This is a genomic window from Oleiphilus sp. HI0117, from assembly GCF_001635235.1.
In genome coordinates this window covers 1-15,068 of the sequence record NZ_LWGA01000592.1, presented here as the reverse complement: position 1 = coordinate 15,068, position 15,068 = coordinate 1, and the positions used below count along the sequence as shown (strand labels likewise).

13 protein-coding genes are annotated in these 15,068 nt (G+C 43.4%); 9 read left to right on the top strand and 4 right to left on the bottom strand.

Annotated elements, in window-relative coordinates:
• The first annotated feature begins 153 nt into the window (after window positions 1–153).
• The 7 genes from tilS (at window position 154) to alr (ending at window position 6,263) form a co-directional block, all read left to right on the top strand.
• Window positions 154–1,191: a tRNA lysidine(34) synthetase TilS gene (gene tilS / locus A3757_RS06630; protein ID WP_255374979.1), complete on the top strand. Its 1,038-nt coding sequence runs from the start codon at window positions 154–156 to the stop codon at window positions 1,189–1,191.
• 210 nt (window positions 1,192–1,401) lie between these two features.
• Window positions 1,402–1,842, top strand: coding sequence for a 30S ribosomal protein S6 (gene rpsF / locus A3757_RS06625; protein ID WP_068511443.1), 441 nt, complete (start codon window positions 1,402–1,404; stop codon window positions 1,840–1,842).
• A gap of 20 nt (window positions 1,843–1,862) precedes the next feature.
• Window positions 1,863–2,093 (top strand): 30S ribosomal protein S18, encoded by a 231-nt coding sequence (gene rpsR, locus A3757_RS06620; RefSeq protein WP_068511441.1) that lies wholly within the window; start codon window positions 1,863–1,865, stop codon window positions 2,091–2,093.
• Window positions 2,094–2,166: 73 nt separating this feature from the next.
• Entirely contained in the window at window positions 2,167–3,024 is an 858-nt protein-coding gene (locus tag A3757_RS06615; protein WP_068511439.1) for a hypothetical protein, read from the top strand.
• Between the two features lie 69 nt (window positions 3,025–3,093).
• Window positions 3,094–3,540, top strand: a complete 447-nt coding sequence (gene rplI, locus A3757_RS06610) for a 50S ribosomal protein L9 (RefSeq protein ID WP_068511437.1) — start codon at window positions 3,094–3,096, stop codon at window positions 3,538–3,540.
• Between the two features lie 186 nt (window positions 3,541–3,726).
• Window positions 3,727–5,106 carry a replicative DNA helicase gene (gene dnaB, locus A3757_RS06605; RefSeq protein ID WP_197469892.1) on the top strand — a complete coding sequence of 460 codons (1,380 nt, stop codon included), beginning with the start codon at window positions 3,727–3,729 and terminating at the stop codon, window positions 5,104–5,106.
• Window positions 5,103–6,263, top strand: coding sequence for an alanine racemase (alr, locus tag A3757_RS06600; RefSeq protein WP_082865236.1), 1,161 nt, complete (start codon window positions 5,103–5,105; stop codon window positions 6,261–6,263). Before dnaB ends, alr begins: the two co-directional genes overlap by 4 nt.
• A 21-nt stretch (window positions 6,264–6,284) precedes the next feature.
• On the opposite strand, the gene A3757_RS06595 is transcribed toward alr, so the two are convergent.
• A complete protein-coding gene (locus tag A3757_RS06595; RefSeq protein WP_068553600.1) occupies window positions 6,285–8,417 on the bottom strand; it encodes a hypothetical protein in 2,133 nt (710 codons plus the stop codon).
• Window positions 8,418–8,482: 65 nt separating this feature from the next.
• On the bottom strand, window positions 8,483–10,264 hold the full coding sequence (locus A3757_RS06590; RefSeq protein WP_068511430.1) for a hypothetical protein: 1,782 nt from the start codon (window positions 10,262–10,264) through the stop codon (window positions 8,483–8,485).
• Between the two features lie 313 nt (window positions 10,265–10,577).
• On the opposite strand from A3757_RS06590, the gene A3757_RS06585 reads away from it, so the two are divergent.
• Window positions 10,578–12,590: an SDR family oxidoreductase gene (locus A3757_RS06585; RefSeq protein WP_068511427.1), complete on the top strand. Its 2,013-nt coding sequence runs from the start codon at window positions 10,578–10,580 to the stop codon at window positions 12,588–12,590.
• Window positions 12,591–12,618: 28 nt separating this feature from the next.
• Here the strand turns inward: A3757_RS06585 and A3757_RS06580 are convergent, their stop codons facing one another.
• Together A3757_RS06580 and A3757_RS06575 are read right to left on the bottom strand one after the other, a co-directional pair.
• Window positions 12,619–13,437 carry a sterol desaturase family protein gene (locus A3757_RS06580; RefSeq protein ID WP_068511425.1) on the bottom strand — a complete coding sequence of 273 codons (819 nt, stop codon included), beginning with the start codon at window positions 13,435–13,437 and terminating at the stop codon, window positions 12,619–12,621.
• Between the two features lie 14 nt (window positions 13,438–13,451).
• A complete protein-coding gene (locus tag A3757_RS06575; protein WP_068511422.1) occupies window positions 13,452–14,513 on the bottom strand; it encodes a 1-aminocyclopropane-1-carboxylate deaminase/D-cysteine desulfhydrase in 1,062 nt (353 codons plus the stop codon).
• Between the two features lie 204 nt (window positions 14,514–14,717).
• Here A3757_RS06575 and A3757_RS06570 point away from each other — a divergent pair.
• On the top strand, window positions 14,718–15,068 hold a 351-nt coding region (locus tag A3757_RS06570), incomplete at its 3' end, for a hypothetical protein (RefSeq protein ID WP_197469890.1).

The following is a 15,068-nucleotide window of genomic DNA, read 5'->3' as shown; positions in this document are numbered from 1 at the left end:
TTCCCAATATACGCTCTGAAGGCTGCGGGCAATCAAAGTTATCAATCCAAGCTCGTAACAAGATCTTCTGATCTCTCTCTCTATAAGATGATAAAACTGAGATATCGATGACTTTTTCACCCTGAGCGCGCTCAAGCAACAAGCCAGAATCAAATTGCTTTACACACCAATCATCAAAACGATCAGGCTGAAACGGTGTTGATTAGGGCATTGCGCGGTAGTGGTGTTAAGGGCTTATCGGCTATTCCGCCTAGCAGGCTTATGTCTTGTGGAACTGTTATTTATCGCCCTTTGCTTGAGGTCTCGAGAAGGGCTTTAGAGTTAGAAGCGGAAGGTTTGGGTCTGAAGTGGGTCGAGGATGAAAGCAATAGTGATTCAGTCTTTGATAGAAACTTTCTGAGGAATGAAATTCTCCCTCTACTTGAACAGCGTTGGCCAAATTCTACCGAGGCTCTTGCGCAGGTTGCGTGTAAAGCAAGTGAAACGCAAAGCTTTATTGATGATTGGTGTGTAAAGCAATTTGATTCTGGCTTGTTGCTTGAGCGCGCTCAGGGTGAAAAAGTCATCGATATCTCAGTTTTATCATCTTATAGAGAGAGAGATCAGAAGATCTTGTTACGAGCTTGGATTGATAACTTTGATTGCCCGCAGCCTTCAGAGCGTATATTGGGAAGAGTTTTTACTGAGCTGATTTCAGCCAAGCCAGATGCTAATCCTATTGTCCAATGGTCAGGTTTTGAATTGCGCCGTTATCTAGGGGGAATTTATTGCCAGCGTAAACCTGTGGGCGGCAGTGAATCTTATAGCGAAACTCGGCAATTTAAGCGGCGTGGTCAAGTTTATAATGTTGAAATTGCAGCTCAGAATATATCGTGTGCTTATGAAAGTGGGGATGTAAGCATGCAGGCTGATTCAGGTCGTATACAGCTCGCCGTGCCCGGGGCAGGTTTTGAGTTGCAGATAAAATCTCGTGCTGGAGGGGAGTCGCTCAGGACTAGACCTGACGGGCCGGGGCGTAGCCTTAAAAGCCTTTTTCAAGAAGCGGGTATTCCTCCTTGGCGACGTGATACTTATCCTTTGATTTATATTGATGGTGTACTGGCGGCAATTGGAAACTTGTGGATAGGTGCGGGTTTTCATGCAGAGTCCGGGCTTCCTGTTCTAAGCGTTTACTTCAATAATAAGTATTAATGGTGAGTCATTAGGCGATAAGGTCTCGAACTTACTGCAAAGGTCTTGCACCTTGATGGTTTTATCTCTAGAATATCGCGCTCTAAAATCTGCGGGGAGCTTATACCTTTCTTATGGAAGGAATAGACTTTACCGTGTACTTGTAACTCCTTGCTTTTTAAACGGCCGATGTGGTCGACATTAAAAGGCTATTACCCGAAGGGAGAAAATATGCGTCATTACGAGATCGTATTCTTGGTGCACCCTGATCAAAGTGAACAGGTTCCAGGAATGATTGAACGTTATACTGGTGTTATCAAAGATAGCGGTGGCCAGGTTCACCGTCTAGAAGACTGGGGTCGCCGTCACTTGGCTTACCCAATCAACAAAATCCACAAGGCACACTACATTTTGATGAATATCGAATGTGGCGGCGATGCTTTGGGTGAGTTGGAGCACAACTTCCGTTTTAACGATGCCATCATTCGTGATTTGGTTATTCGTCAGAAGGAAGCGATTACTGAAGAATCTCCTATTAAAGCTTCTCAAGGTAGAGATGACCGTCGCTCTGCGCCTAAGCGCCCAGCTGAACAAGAGTCAAGCTCTGAAGAATCTGTAGAGAAAGTTGAAGATGCAAGCGCTGGTGACAGCGAAGCGGCATCAGAAGAGTAATTTAATTTTAGGAGAAGACTATGTCTCGCTTTTTTCGTCGTCGTAAGTTTTGTCGCTTTACGTCTGAAGGTGTAAAACAAATCGATTATAAAGATTTGGACACTTTGAAAGGTTATGTCACAGAAACTGGTAAAATCGTACCAAGCCGTATTACTGGCACAAAAGCTCGTTACCAGCGTCAGCTAGCAACTGCTATCAAGCGCGCTCGTTACTTGGCACTTTTACCTTACACAGACAATCACCACGAATAAGACCGGGTATTGTTTGTTAATCGTTTTACGATTATTGAAAGTAATTAATTAGCTATAAATTGAGAATATCCTGATGCATGACTTAGCTAAGTTAGCCATGCGAGGACCTTGGCAAGCAGCAGTTTTGGCAAGCGTTAGCGTAATGATACCAATGATGTTTTGGTTCGGCGCGGCGATTGTTGGGTTGGTTACCTTGCGAAAGGGCTTGAGTCAGGGTCTTAATGTTTTTATCTGGGCAACTATTCCTGCTTTGGCATGGTGGTCTGGAATGCAAGATCCCGGAGCGCTGGTGGTTCTAATATCGGTTCTGCTTATGGCAGCGATATTAAGATCAACCGTCTCCTGGCAAGCCACTCTGGCTGCCGGAGGAGTAATTAGCCTGCTTACAGGCATTGTTGCTCCTTATCTTATGCCAGAGTTGATTGAAACCCTAATGGGGTTGGCTGAAGAGTTCTTTAAGCAGCTCGCAGAAGAGTCGCAGCAAGAATACGATGCTAATTTACAAGAAGGTTTCAAATTGCTACTGGTAGCAAGCTTTGCTTCATCCTTTTTCGGGATGGCTGTTATATCGCTGTTTTTAGCGCGATCCTGGCAGGCAAGCTTGTATAACCCGGGTGGTTGGCGAGAGGAGTTTCACCAGATACGCTTAACTGCGCGTATGGTGATGGGCCTGGTTTTGTTGATTGTGATCTTACCTGTGCTGGGCGTGAGTCCTGCCTTGGTTATCGCAGTCGCTGTGGTTCCGATTATGGTTTGCGGTTTTGCCTTGGTGCATGCCGTGATAGCGAAGCGAAAGCTTGGCGGGCAGTGGTTAATTGGCATTTATTTCTCGGCCATATTGCTGTTTCCAACTGTATTGATGCTGATAGCTTTGTTAGCCTTACTAGATAGTTTGGTCGACTTTAGAGCTAGAATGCAGGCGCCAGAATAGTAAAAGCATGAAACGCTGATTAGTTACATGAAACTAATTTGAGAAATCTAGAAAATAGAGGATCACGAGATGGAAGTTATTCTACTCGAGAAAGTTGGAAAATTAGGTGGTTTGGGTGACAAGGTAACTGTTAAGGCAGGTTACGGTCGCAATTTCCTATTACCATACGGTAAAGCTGTAGCGGCAAATGAAGCAAATGTTGCTGAGTTTGAAGCACGTCGTGCTGAGCTTGAAAAAGCTGCTGCTGAGAAGCTTGCTGCTGCTGAAGCGCGTGCTGAGCAATTGAATGAGAAAGAAGTAACTATCGTTTCCAAAGCGGGTGACGAAGGTAAGTTATTCGGTTCAATTGGTGTTCGCGATGTTGCGGATGCAGTAACGGCTGCTGGCGTTGAAGTTGCTAAATCAGAAGTTCGTCTTCCTGAAGGTGCGATTCGTAACGTTGGTGAGTTTGATGTTGCGATTCAATTGCACAGTGAAGTAACAGCGATCATTAAATTGATCATTGTTGCGGAATAAGCTTCTGAAATAAGTAGTCAGATAGCTTTGACTAAACATGGTAAGAAACGTTGCCATGGTAGAGTGATTTGAAAATATAAATTACTCTCTGATACGGCCCGAATATATATTATATTTCGGGCCGTATTCATTTATGCTCTACAAAACTAAGCATTGCACTTTTATGATCTATCAGAGGTGAGAGTCTTGTCAGTACTTGATCAGGATACACAGAAACTAAAAATACCTCCCCACTCAATCGAAGCGGAACAGTCAATACTGGGTGGCTTGATGCTGGACAACAGTAAGTGGGATGTAGTCGGTGACAAAGTCCTGGAAGAGGATTTCTATCGTCAAGATCATCGTTTGGTTTATCGAGTAATTGCTAAGTTAGCGACGGGTGGTAATGCTCTAGATGTAGTGACGGTTGCTGAAGAGCTTGAACAAATGGGCGAGCTCGAAAATGCTGGCGGTATGGTTTATCTGGGGCAGCTCGTCGAGCGCACGCCAAGCGCTTCTAACGTTAGGGCCTATGCAGAAATCGTTCATGAGCGAGCAGTACTTAGACGATTAATAAGTGCCTCGGGAGAAATTACAGACAGTGCTTTTAACCCCCAGGGGCGGACAACCTCAGAGCTTCTAGATGAGGCTGAAAGGAAGGTTTTCCAGATCGCTGAGAATAGTGGTGGGAAAGACAGTGAAGGGCCTCAATCAGTAAACCCTATCCTAACCAAGACGCTAGAACGTATTGATGAGCTGTTTAATGCCTCGGGTGGTATTACCGGTGTCACGACGGGTTTTAGAGACCTGGATGAGATGACCTCCGGTCTTCAGCCTTCGGACCTGGTTATCGTTGCGGCTCGACCTTCGATGGGGAAAACGGCCTTTGCAATGAACCTGGTTGAGGCCGCCTTAATTAAAGCAGAGAAGCCTGTATTAGTATTTAGTATGGAAATGCCGGCTGACTCAATACTAATGCGTGTTATCTCCTCATTAGGGCAGATTAACCAAACCAGAGTACGTTCCGGTAAGCTGGAAGAGGATGATTGGCCACGCTTGACCTCTGCGGTGAGCATGCTCAAAGACAAGCCCCTCTTTATTGATGATACGGCAGGTTTGAGCCCGACGGAGGTTCGATCTAGAACTCGGCGTGTCGCGCGAGAAATTAAGCAGGATATAGGTCTCATCATGATCGACTACCTTCAGCTGATGCAGGTTCCTGGCATGACGGAAGGTAGAACAGCAGAGATTTCTGAGATATCGCGATCTTTAAAAGCTTTGGCGAAGGAAATGAACTGTCCGGTGGTAGCCTTGTCTCAGTTAAACCGTGGCTTGGAGTCTAGGCCGGATAAGCGCCCTATGAACTCAGACTTGCGTGAGTCAGGAGCAATCGAGCAGGATGCCGATGTTATTATGTTTATCTACCGTGACGATTATTATAACGAGGATAGCCCTGATAAAGGTATGGCCGAGATAATCATTGGTAAGCAGCGTAACGGGCCGATTGGTAAATGTAAATTATCATTCCAGGGGCAATATACTAAATTTAATGATTTGTCTCACGCTGATTATGGAAACGAGTTTTGATCGAAAAGCTTAGGCGGGCAGAAGGTGTTAATTTGTGTCTTGAGGGTGAGGGCTTTTCAGGCGGTCGTCCATTATATCTTGAAGTAGACGGGCAGGCTTTTCGTCATAATATAAAGCGTGCAGCAGAAATATCGAAGGCTACTTCTTTAATGGTGGTGCTTAAAGCCAATGCCTACGGTCATGGTCTGATCGAGATGGCAAGGCTTGCTGGCCAGCATGACTTGGCAGTGGCAATTCCCGAAGAAATGCGCCAATTGCGTGAGGCTCAGCTCGCTAATCGAATATGGGTACTTGAAGGACCTTTTGCTAAGGCCTGTATCGAGGATACAAGCAATGTGATTTGGGTGGTCCATAGCTTATGGCAGTTGGCGCTGTTTGAAAATCAAACTCAGGCTTCTGAGTATAAAGTTTGCTTAAAGCTTGATACCGGAATGAATCGCCTGGGTATGAATAGCGAGGACTTTGCACTTGCATTGAAGCGAATTGAGTCAAATCAGTACCTCTCGCTCTATGCTTGTATGACGCACTTCTCAGCAAGTGATTTGCCAGGGGGGGAGCAGGTAGATCAGCAGCTTCAGCGCTTTAATTCTGTTATACAAGATATTGAGTCGGATGAGCTCTTACTGAGCACGGCTAACTCCGGTGGTATTCTATATTATCCTCATAGCCATAAAGATATTGTTCGACCTGGTATTATCTTATATGGCGCAATGCCGTCACCAGAGAAGCAAGACCAGAATTTTGATTTAAAGCCGGTGATGAAATTAAAGTCTGCAATCATGGCTGTTAGAGAGCTTTCTATCGGAGAGCGTGTTGGCTATGGCGGCCGCTGGCGAGCATCTCGTGAATCACGAATTGCAACAGTCGCTTGCGGTTATGGTGATGGTTATCCCCGACATGCACCAGATGGAACGCCGGTAGCGGTTTTTGATTCCGCGTCACAATCCTTTGTTCGAGCCCCGCTTGTAGGGCGGGTATCGATGGATATGTTGGCAATTGATATAACGGATATTCCTTCTTGTGGTCTTGGCAGTCCTGTTGAGCTGTGGGGGGATTATATTAAGGCGGACGAGCTTGCATCTTTGGCTGGTACGATTGCCTACGAGTTATTTTGTAGTATTACTACTCGTGTTCCAAGGCTGTTGAGTGGCGAATAGAGTATTCGCCACTGGGCCTTTTTAAGGTGCTTCTTCGAGGAGTTCTTCGCTCTCTGATGGTTCTTCAGAAGTATCGTCATACATAAACTTCATGTCGCCAAAAGAGCCTGTCGGGTTGATGAAAGAAAGGCTGCTCGGAAAGAAGTAGGTCTTGACCGGTGCGTCATGTTCATAGCTATCTTTAACTTTCACCTCACCATGAAATTGGCTCTTTATGTCAATATCGATAACCTCTGCGATGTTGCCAGGCAAAGTCCCTATTAGAGCGCCATGCCCCAAGTCATGATCTTGATTATACTGATAGATATTAGGGTTAATGAGAGCGGGAATAGTTTTCTCTCCAACACTTAGTAATGTCGTATCATTTGAGTTGATGATAGCCTGTTCTACGGGGGCACCCGAGCTATCAAATAAGTTGGAAATTCGTCCCCATATTGAGTTCGCAATATCTGGGAAATGACTTGTATAGAGTTCGCTGTCGAAATTTTGAGCAAACAATTGTGGCTGGCCGTCAGTTTCACGCTCGAGGTGAATGAGTATGTTGTCGTCGCTGCCCTCAATATAGCTCGTATAAGTATCTGATGAAGGAAGCCCTGCCGATTCTATAAAAAGACCTAGATCTCCGGTTAACTGGACCGAGGAGCTGGAGTCGATGTTAGATTGCTGGTTATCTTCAGCAAAAAACTTGCGAATGATGATGTTCTGCGATGTGCTGATCATTCGAATGTCTTCTACTTCTGCCGCTGAATACTCCTTGAGCGTGGTAAGGGTCTCTTCGGTGGATACACCTTCAATCATATGAAGATTAAGTCCGTCACGTATATACAGTCTATCAGTCTCTTGATGATAGGAAAGTTGAGAGTCTTCAGGGTTTTGAAATACAAAAATTGGTGTTTCAAAGCGATCTTCACGTTCTTCAACATGGCCGCGATCAAATATTGCTAGAGTGGGGAGTTTAATTAAGGCGTCGTTATGTCTGAACAGAATAGCATTCTCAATATAGGTGAACCATTGATCTTGGTTATTCTTATAGTTTGGGTCTCGGTTGATTAGCTCAACGCCAAGCTCAGTAAGACCAAATGAGTATTCGAGAGTGTCAAAATTACGATCAGATTCTTTAATATAGAATTCATATTGATTCTTTAGGTAGTTAAATCCAAGGTAGCCAAACTCTTTGGTTGAGGTGTTATAAACCGGGTGCTCGGCGTACATTAAGGCTTCACTTGAATTTGTTACTCGTCCAACCCAGGCCTGACTTTTCTCAAACGAGGTTTCCTGGTTGCTTGCTAAAGAGTGGACTTCATCTATTTCCTCTTTACTTAGGTATAAATGTTCTTCGTGGTTACCGTAGAAAAAATCGTGCTCGTGGGTGTGGTAGTGAGGGTGGTTGTTAGGGTCGAAAGGCAAGCCATCATCGCCAATCTCGCCAGCTTCGTAGGCGTGATCGTGGTCATGGTCATCTGTATGAGTATGGGAGTGGCTACTAACATGAGTATGGCTATTGATAGATATACGGCGAATCTCATACTCGGTATCTGGGTCTTGTTCTAGGTCAATTTGGTAGTAATTGAATGTGCTGAGAGCACAGTCCTCGGGTGCTGTTTTTACATATAGTTTATGTTCATTTTTGTACAGTATCTCATCAATGAGTCGGTTTTCTTCATCAAGGGTTAGAGACGGCCGAATATCGCAAATAAGAGGGGGCTTGCCATCCACAGGCTCAAAATTGACAATTGGGTGGGCATAGCGAGTCACTAATTCGAATAAAAATATAGAGGAACCTTTGCTGTAAGCAATAAGCTCAGGAAGCAAGGTGTGTATAAGTGAAGAATTGCTGTCGTCACCTTGAACTTCTTCTGCCTCGTCGGTGTCTAGATATACAATGTGGCCTTCAGGAGAGCTAACTAAAGTTGGGTTTTCATCGTCTGGCCCAATGAATAGAGAAAGTCGCGCTGCGCTGTCCTCGGTAAAATGGGCTTCTACAATCTTGCTTTCGCCTGATTCCGGGTCGAACTCATATAGTGAGTTGTTTTTAATAAATGGAAAGTTCAAATTTTCGATTATTGGTGGCAACTCGGTGGTGGTTTTGTTTGACTCAGAGCAAGCTGCTATACCCATCATCAAAATGGCTAATATTAAAAGTCGTGAATGCATTTTCATCTGCTTGGTAACCCTATTCCTTTTGTAAATGCGTAAACTCAATGAACGCTGCTCAAAAACTACATGCCATCGACTAATAATAACGATAGAGATTGATCTTCAATATCAGGATCTGGTGTTTCTTGACTGGGGTTAAAAATGAAGCTGAAATTGGCGCGCTGCTCGACCCCCTCAAGAGAGTAGGTCGCTTCAAAGTTTAGAAAGCTATAATAATCGTTGATGACGCTTCCATTCATGAATTCGAGGTTTGATAATTCATGGAAGATACCGTAGCTAAAGTCAACGGAGCGGTGCTCTTTATTCCCATTTTCATTCTCTCGTGATGACTGTGCCAGCGCACGGCCATTATCTTTGTCTTCATCATATTTATACAGATAGGCTCCAGAAAGCTGCCGCGTCCCACTAACATTCTTAACTGGCGACGATGATATGAGTAAAGGTAAGTCATCTTGATTTCTCATATCCTTAACAAAAATGAGGGTGCTTTCCTCGAAGCTTGTTGGTTCGTAGTTGCTGTTCTTTTTCGTCAAAATATGCGCTTGTGAGCCTGACTCGCTATTGTAGGAGTTGAAGTGGAATGTATCGTCATTGATGTAAATCGAAATTTCTTCGGACTCATCTATATTGCTCTCGTTTCCTGTCTCATAAATGACAGTTAGCAAGTCATCTTTTCCAGTCTCTTCGGTAAGTAGTAGCAACTCGTTTGCGCTGTTTAGTCGATAAGTTAGCGAAACATCTTCCGTACTCTTGCTATTACTATAAATAAGCTCAAACCGATCACTTTCGTATAGATAAAGGTCGTTTTCAACCTGGATTACAAAGTTACTTTGCTGAACTGGCTGGCTGGTATTAAGGGTAAGGTTTGTATAACCGTTGAGCGTTAATGTTGGCGTATCAAATATAGCGTTAATGCGTGCTTGTATAGGAGTTGAGCTACTTGTTGGGTCATCGACAGTAAATAGATATGAAGTTGGTATAACAAATAAGTTAGATCCTTGCTGGGCCAATATCTTGTTATTTGATACTTGAGTAAAAGTAAGGGGTTCTGTGAAAGGGAGTTGTGTACTCCATTCTATTGTTTGTATTTCGTTAAAACGGTCTATTTCTGCATAGTTAAAAGATAGTTCGGAAGAGTTGTTGTTATAGCTAAGGTAGCCATAGTTTCCTTGCCATACTGATGAAATTACTTTTGCTGAATCGTAGTCAATAACTAACTCGGGATCTTGTTTTCCCTCAGAAACGACGCTGTGTTCAAAGATTGTGAAGATGTTCTCATCAATCAGAGTAGAAAAATCAATTTTTTCATAGAAAATATCGCCATCACAAGCGGTTGAAGCCGAAACATGAAGGATGATTTCAGGAAGGTGTTTAGTGCTGACATTGGACTCTTTTCGGTCTTGAAAAGCGTGGGTTGTAGGCATTCTAATAGCTGAGATACCACAAATATGGCTACTTAGATTTGCTAATACATAATGTTTGTTATTGTTGGCTTTGTCGAGATCGAAGAGGTTTATAACGCTTTCTTCTTGCGAGTTTCTCGTTACATAGGCTATGTATTCGAAACCTTGTTTTTCTTCATCTATGTCGAAAGCTAGTGCGGTCTGAAAGTCGTTAGTTGCTTCAGCAAAATCGGCGAGCTTGTAGGTTATAAGGTTGTCATTCTTGATAGTGTAGTAGCTGATAGTGTTATCAACAGTATTAATATAGGCGTTATAGGTATTCACCTCAGGTGGATCCACAGGCGTCTTATGGTCGGTGGTACATGCCGTCAAAAAGAAAATGCCTAGTGGCAGTGTTAGCGATCCTAGCAAAGAGTGAAGGTTAGGCAATAAAGCTCTCATTAGCGAATGCATCCTGATTATGTAATGATGATTTTATTAGGGCATGTAAATACAATTAACCACTGAGTATATCTGTCTTACATAGTGAAAAAAAATCTAACAAAAATGAATGGGATAAGGTTCACACTATTAAGGTCGCTCAGGTTCAATTTGACCGTCACTGGGCTCGTTGAATTGATTTAGTATTCCCTTAAATTGCATTTATCAAAGTAAACAGAGTTAGCCATAAGTGTAAGTCAGGCTTCCATCTAAGCTGTAAATATCTAATAATTCAAATCTATTCCTACTCAAAAAATAATAATAGGAGACAGTTATGTGCCGGTGTTTGGTGACAGGAGCAACAGGTTTTATTGGGAAACTTTTGGTAGAAGGTCTTCTTAAGCAAGGGCATGATTTGCTTGTGTTGGTGAGGAATCCTGATACTGAAAAATGCAGCGAACTTATTTCTAAGTGGCGAGCTTTATCCTTAGTGCTAGACAATGGTTCTTCGTTGGATGTTTGGTGTGGCGATTTAAATAGCCAGTTTATGGGGCTCGATAAGACTTTATATAGTTTTTCAGATTTTGATCATGTTTTTCACCTTGCAGCAGTGTACGATCTGGGGGCGCCTGAAAAACTCGTTATGGAAACGAATGTCCAAGGTACGGAGCGTTTGTTTAGCACGCTGGTTTCTTCAGGTTTTGCTGGTCGAGTTCATATGCTCAGCTCGATGGCTGTGGCAGGAGACTTTCAGGGCACCTTTTCCGAGGATATGTTCGATGAAGGTCAGGAGCATTCGCATACCTATCATTTGAGTAAATTTCAGTCCGAGGCTTGTGCCCGTCGTTTTAGGGATGAGCATAATATGGACTTAAGGATTTATCGGCCTTCTGCAGTAGTAGGCGACTCAACAAGCGGTGAGATTGATAAAATCGATGGGCCATACTATATGTGCCTGTTAGTAAGTTTTTTAAAGCGATATTTACCTTCATGGGTGCCAATCCTTGTTCCTAAGTTAAAGGCAAATCTCGATGTTGTACCTCGGGACTACCTTGTTGAAGCTATATTGCTCTTGAGTCAGTCTGAGGACTTGGGGGGGCAAACTTGTTTTCACCTGACCGGCACGCAGTCACTACCTTTACATAAAGCTTTTACGCAAATTCTTCGTGCAGCAGATGGTCCAAAAGTTGGCTTTTCTTTGCCTGTAAGGTCTTCAGGTATACAAGGTGGCGTGTTTAAGCAACTAGGTATGCTAAAGCAATTGAAGGCAGTTCAGATCGCTCTCGATGGACTTTTCGAAAAGCTAGGTATTCCTTCGTCAGTCTTTTCAGCACTAATGCCAGGCCTGAAATTTAGTGCAGATTCAACACAGAAACTTTTAGTTAAACAGGGCTTGCGAGCCCCAGCATTTGAAGATTATGTCGATCTGTTATGGGACTACTACAATCGCTATTTGGACCCTGCTAAGAACAGAGAGAACTTGGCTGAACTCGCCCTTAAAAATAAAACTGTTTTAATTACAGGCGGCTCAAGTGGAATTGGCTATGCGAGCGCCAAACGGGCTCTGAGTTATGGTGCTCGAGTTATTCTGGTTGCCCGGCATCAAGATAAACTAAATGAGTGTAAAGAGGCATTAATTGCCAGCGGTGTAGACCCAGAACGAATCGACATCTATACGTGTGATTTATCCCATTTTGATGAGTGTGACGCGCTTGTTACCTATATAGAGGATAAGTACGTTTCACTTGATGTTTTGTTTAGTAATGCTGGACGCTCAATTCGTCGTTCTCTTTCTCGCTCTGAAGGGCGTTTCCATGATTTGGAGCGAACGATGCAGTTAAATTATTTTGGGGCTTCGCGCTTGATTTTGGGGCTTCTTCCTTCCATGGTCAAAAATGGTGGAGGGCATATTCTTCATTCTTCTTCAATGGGTACTATGGCTGTCACGCCACGTTTTGGGCCTTATATGGCAAGCAAATCTGCTATGGATGCGTTGTGTGACTCACTGGCTGCAGAGTTTGCTAACCGGGATATAAGTGTCACCTCGATAAAATTCCCCTTGGTTAAGACCGAAATGGTTGCGCCAACGAAAGAATATAAAAATGCCGACCTGGTAAGCGCCGAGGATGCGGCACAAATGTTTATTGATGCGGTGATAGATAAGCCCAGAAAGCAACTTACCGGAATGGGCCTGTTTTTGGGGGCTATATCTTTATATGCGCCAGAATTAGTAACCCAGATCTATAACTACCTTTATCAAATATGGCCTGATGAGCAAGGAGAGTACCCCGAAATGGGCTTGGATAGGGCGCTTTTGACAAGTATTGTGCCGAACTCACCTTTATAGGGCTGTCATCAGTAGTGATATTTTTGAGCTAGTTAATTCTGTCGGGTGCTTCGTTTTTTACTTCTGATCCAGGGTATTTGTGTTCTTGTTTATAGCGTAAATATTCTTTTATGTACGTGCCAAAATACTTATCCAGATAATGAAGCGCCCCGGCATAGTTGCCTTTAAAGCGTGCATGATGAAAGTCGTGGTAAACCGGGCCGTCATATAAAGGCAAAAACCGCAAAGGATTCCATGGAAAGTCATAGCCTGCATGGCCGTCAGCGGCTTCAATATTTCTAATAATAATCCAGGCATAGAGCACATAAAGATGGCAGCCAAGTAAAATAGGGCCGAGCATGGCTAGACTGCCGATCAAGATGAACTCGATAACATGAAAGTAGTTACCGTCTAATGCGCAGGTGTTGTGAATTCTATGATGGACCGAGTGAACCTTGCGTAGCATCCATTTGTTTTCATGTAGCCAGCGATGCATTAAATAGAAAAGAAAGTCATCCAACAAAAGAAAAAAGATAATTTGAATTACCCAGACGTACCAAGCTGGTATAGGGCCTTCGTGAATATCGCTATAACGGAGAATTGGCCAAAAGATAATGAGGAGCACAAGCATGATCAGCGAATTGAAGCTGATTCTAGCGATATTGGGCCAGAAATATTTTCTTACCTGGAAGGGTTTGTCTTGAATTTTATAGGGCTTTGCCCAATCTGGGTCAAGCCAAGCAAGAATTGTCCAGGGGGTGGCAACGACAAGAAAAGTACCGACACTCAGGGCGAGTGTCGCGACGGGAAAGGCTAAAAACATAGGGTCTTGATACAGTTCAAATAGTTCGTTGAGTTGTTCTATCATTGTTCGTTAGTCCCTTATAGGCTCGTGTTGGGTGTCAGTAGTGCTTTAAGCTCTTGGGGGAGTGCATAGGTTTTTGAACTAGCTGGTAGCAGATTGGTGTCACGAGAGTTGAACGTGTGCCAATAGACAAAAGTTTTATCTTTCTCGGCTTGAGCGTGACTCAGTACTGCTGCCGCAGTTTTCGCTGTATAGGTTGATTCGAGGTTTATATGATGAGCTGCAAATAGCTTGAGCGCGGCCTTACTTGCTGTGGTGCTTAAACCGTAGCCATCACCGAAAAAATAATTGTTTAAGTGTATTTGGGGCGCTTTTTTTATTTCCAGCTTGTCGGATCGATGCTTTAAATAATTAGCCGTTCTCATCATCAGTTTAGCAATAGTTTTATCTGTGCAAGTTTCAATGGGGCCGAGATGCGATGGGGCGACACGAACGCCAATGACTTTGGTTTTTAGTCCCAGTAAGTTACAGCCAAGGGTCAAGCCGGCAAGTGTTGCGCTAGAACCCACAGGACAGTATAGATAGTCAGGTTCGGGAATTAACTGAGCATCAATTTGCATTTTCAGTTCAAAAGCAGCATTGACGAAGCCGAGGCAGCCAACAACATTTGAGCCTCCTGCGAACAAGCTATAAGTCTGCCTTTTCTCAAACAAGCTTCGTTGATAAAAATGGAAAGCCGTTTTAGCGATCGTTTTTCTGTAGTCCAGTTTTGCACCAAGTTCCCACATTAGCCGAAGATTGTTAAGAACGGTGTCTGATATGGCCTGATCGAATAATATAATGTTGGTAGAAAGCTTGTACTTACTGCCAAAATAAGTGGTCGCAACGCCATGATTACTGCCGATTGCTCCAAATGTTAAAATACGCTTCTTGTTCGCTTCCAACGCATCGGCGAGGATGAACTCAAGCTTCCTAACTTTATTTCCTCCGTATTCTGAGTGACTTAAATCGTCTCTTTTTATCCATATATTAGAAGGAGGTCCTCCAAATTTTGTGATAGGTGCAGGAAGGTCTGCAAAATTCAAGCAAGGACAGGCACTTTTAAGTTCCGGGAAATGTTCAAAAATAGCTTTGTTCATCGTATTATTGTTGTTTGTTGTACTAATGTTGATAAGTATTGTGTTTGATAATAAATATTAGAGCTGCGCTAGCGTAGAATTATTCTTTAGGTATTTATTGACATATTGCGACCTTAAAGGCCGCTTGGGCAAAATTCGTAGTTCTTGTATACTTGAATGATTAGCTTTCGACACTTTTTACGTAAAATTAAGGCAAGGTTTGTTATGCAAAAGATAAGGTTTATAGCAATTACTGCTTTGTCTGTATTGTTAAGTGCATGTGCCGCAGTGTATCACGCGGCGGAAGAAGGGAATTCAGGGTATAGGGATCTAAAAGCTGGGAAAGGGATTTTTTATGTGGAGTATACCGAGAGTGCGAATCGTAGTTGGGAAACGATTCATGGCTTTGCACTAAAGCGCTGTGCTGAAATAGCAAAAGAAAATGGTTACAAATATTTCGACGTCTTGTCTAAAGATGAAAAAGAAGTCTATCTTGAAAGCGATATAGATCAGATAAATGTGGCAAGTCTGGGAGGGGGAGCTCCTGGCAGTTGGAATATACCGGTTAGCAGTTCT

Excerpts from the sequence above, each read along its gene's own strand:
- A3757_RS06575 (WP_068511422.1), bottom strand. The coding sequence starts at position 14,513 with ATGAACAAAGCTATTTTTGAACATTTCCCGGAACTTAAAAGTGCCTGT.
- A3757_RS06590 (WP_068511430.1), bottom strand. The coding sequence starts at position 10,264 with ATGAGAGCTTTATTGCCTAACCTTCACTCTTTGCTAGGATCGCTAACA.
- A3757_RS06585 (WP_068511427.1), top strand. The coding sequence starts at position 10,578 with ATGTGCCGGTGTTTGGTGACAGGAGCAACAGGTTTTATTGGGAAACTT.
- A3757_RS06615 (WP_068511439.1), top strand. The coding sequence starts at position 2,167 with ATGCATGACTTAGCTAAGTTAGCCATGCGAGGACCTTGGCAAGCAGCA.
- A3757_RS06580 (WP_068511425.1), bottom strand. The coding sequence starts at position 13,437 with ATGATAGAACAACTCAACGAACTATTTGAACTGTATCAAGACCCTATG.
- rplI (WP_068511437.1), top strand. The coding sequence starts at position 3,094 with ATGGAAGTTATTCTACTCGAGAAAGTTGGAAAATTAGGTGGTTTGGGT.
- rpsR (WP_068511441.1), top strand. The coding sequence starts at position 1,863 with ATGTCTCGCTTTTTTCGTCGTCGTAAGTTTTGTCGCTTTACGTCTGAA.
- rpsF (WP_068511443.1), top strand. The coding sequence starts at position 1,402 with ATGCGTCATTACGAGATCGTATTCTTGGTGCACCCTGATCAAAGTGAA.
- A3757_RS06595 (WP_068553600.1), bottom strand. The coding sequence starts at position 8,417 with ATGCATTCACGACTTTTAATATTAGCCATTTTGATGATGGGTATAGCA.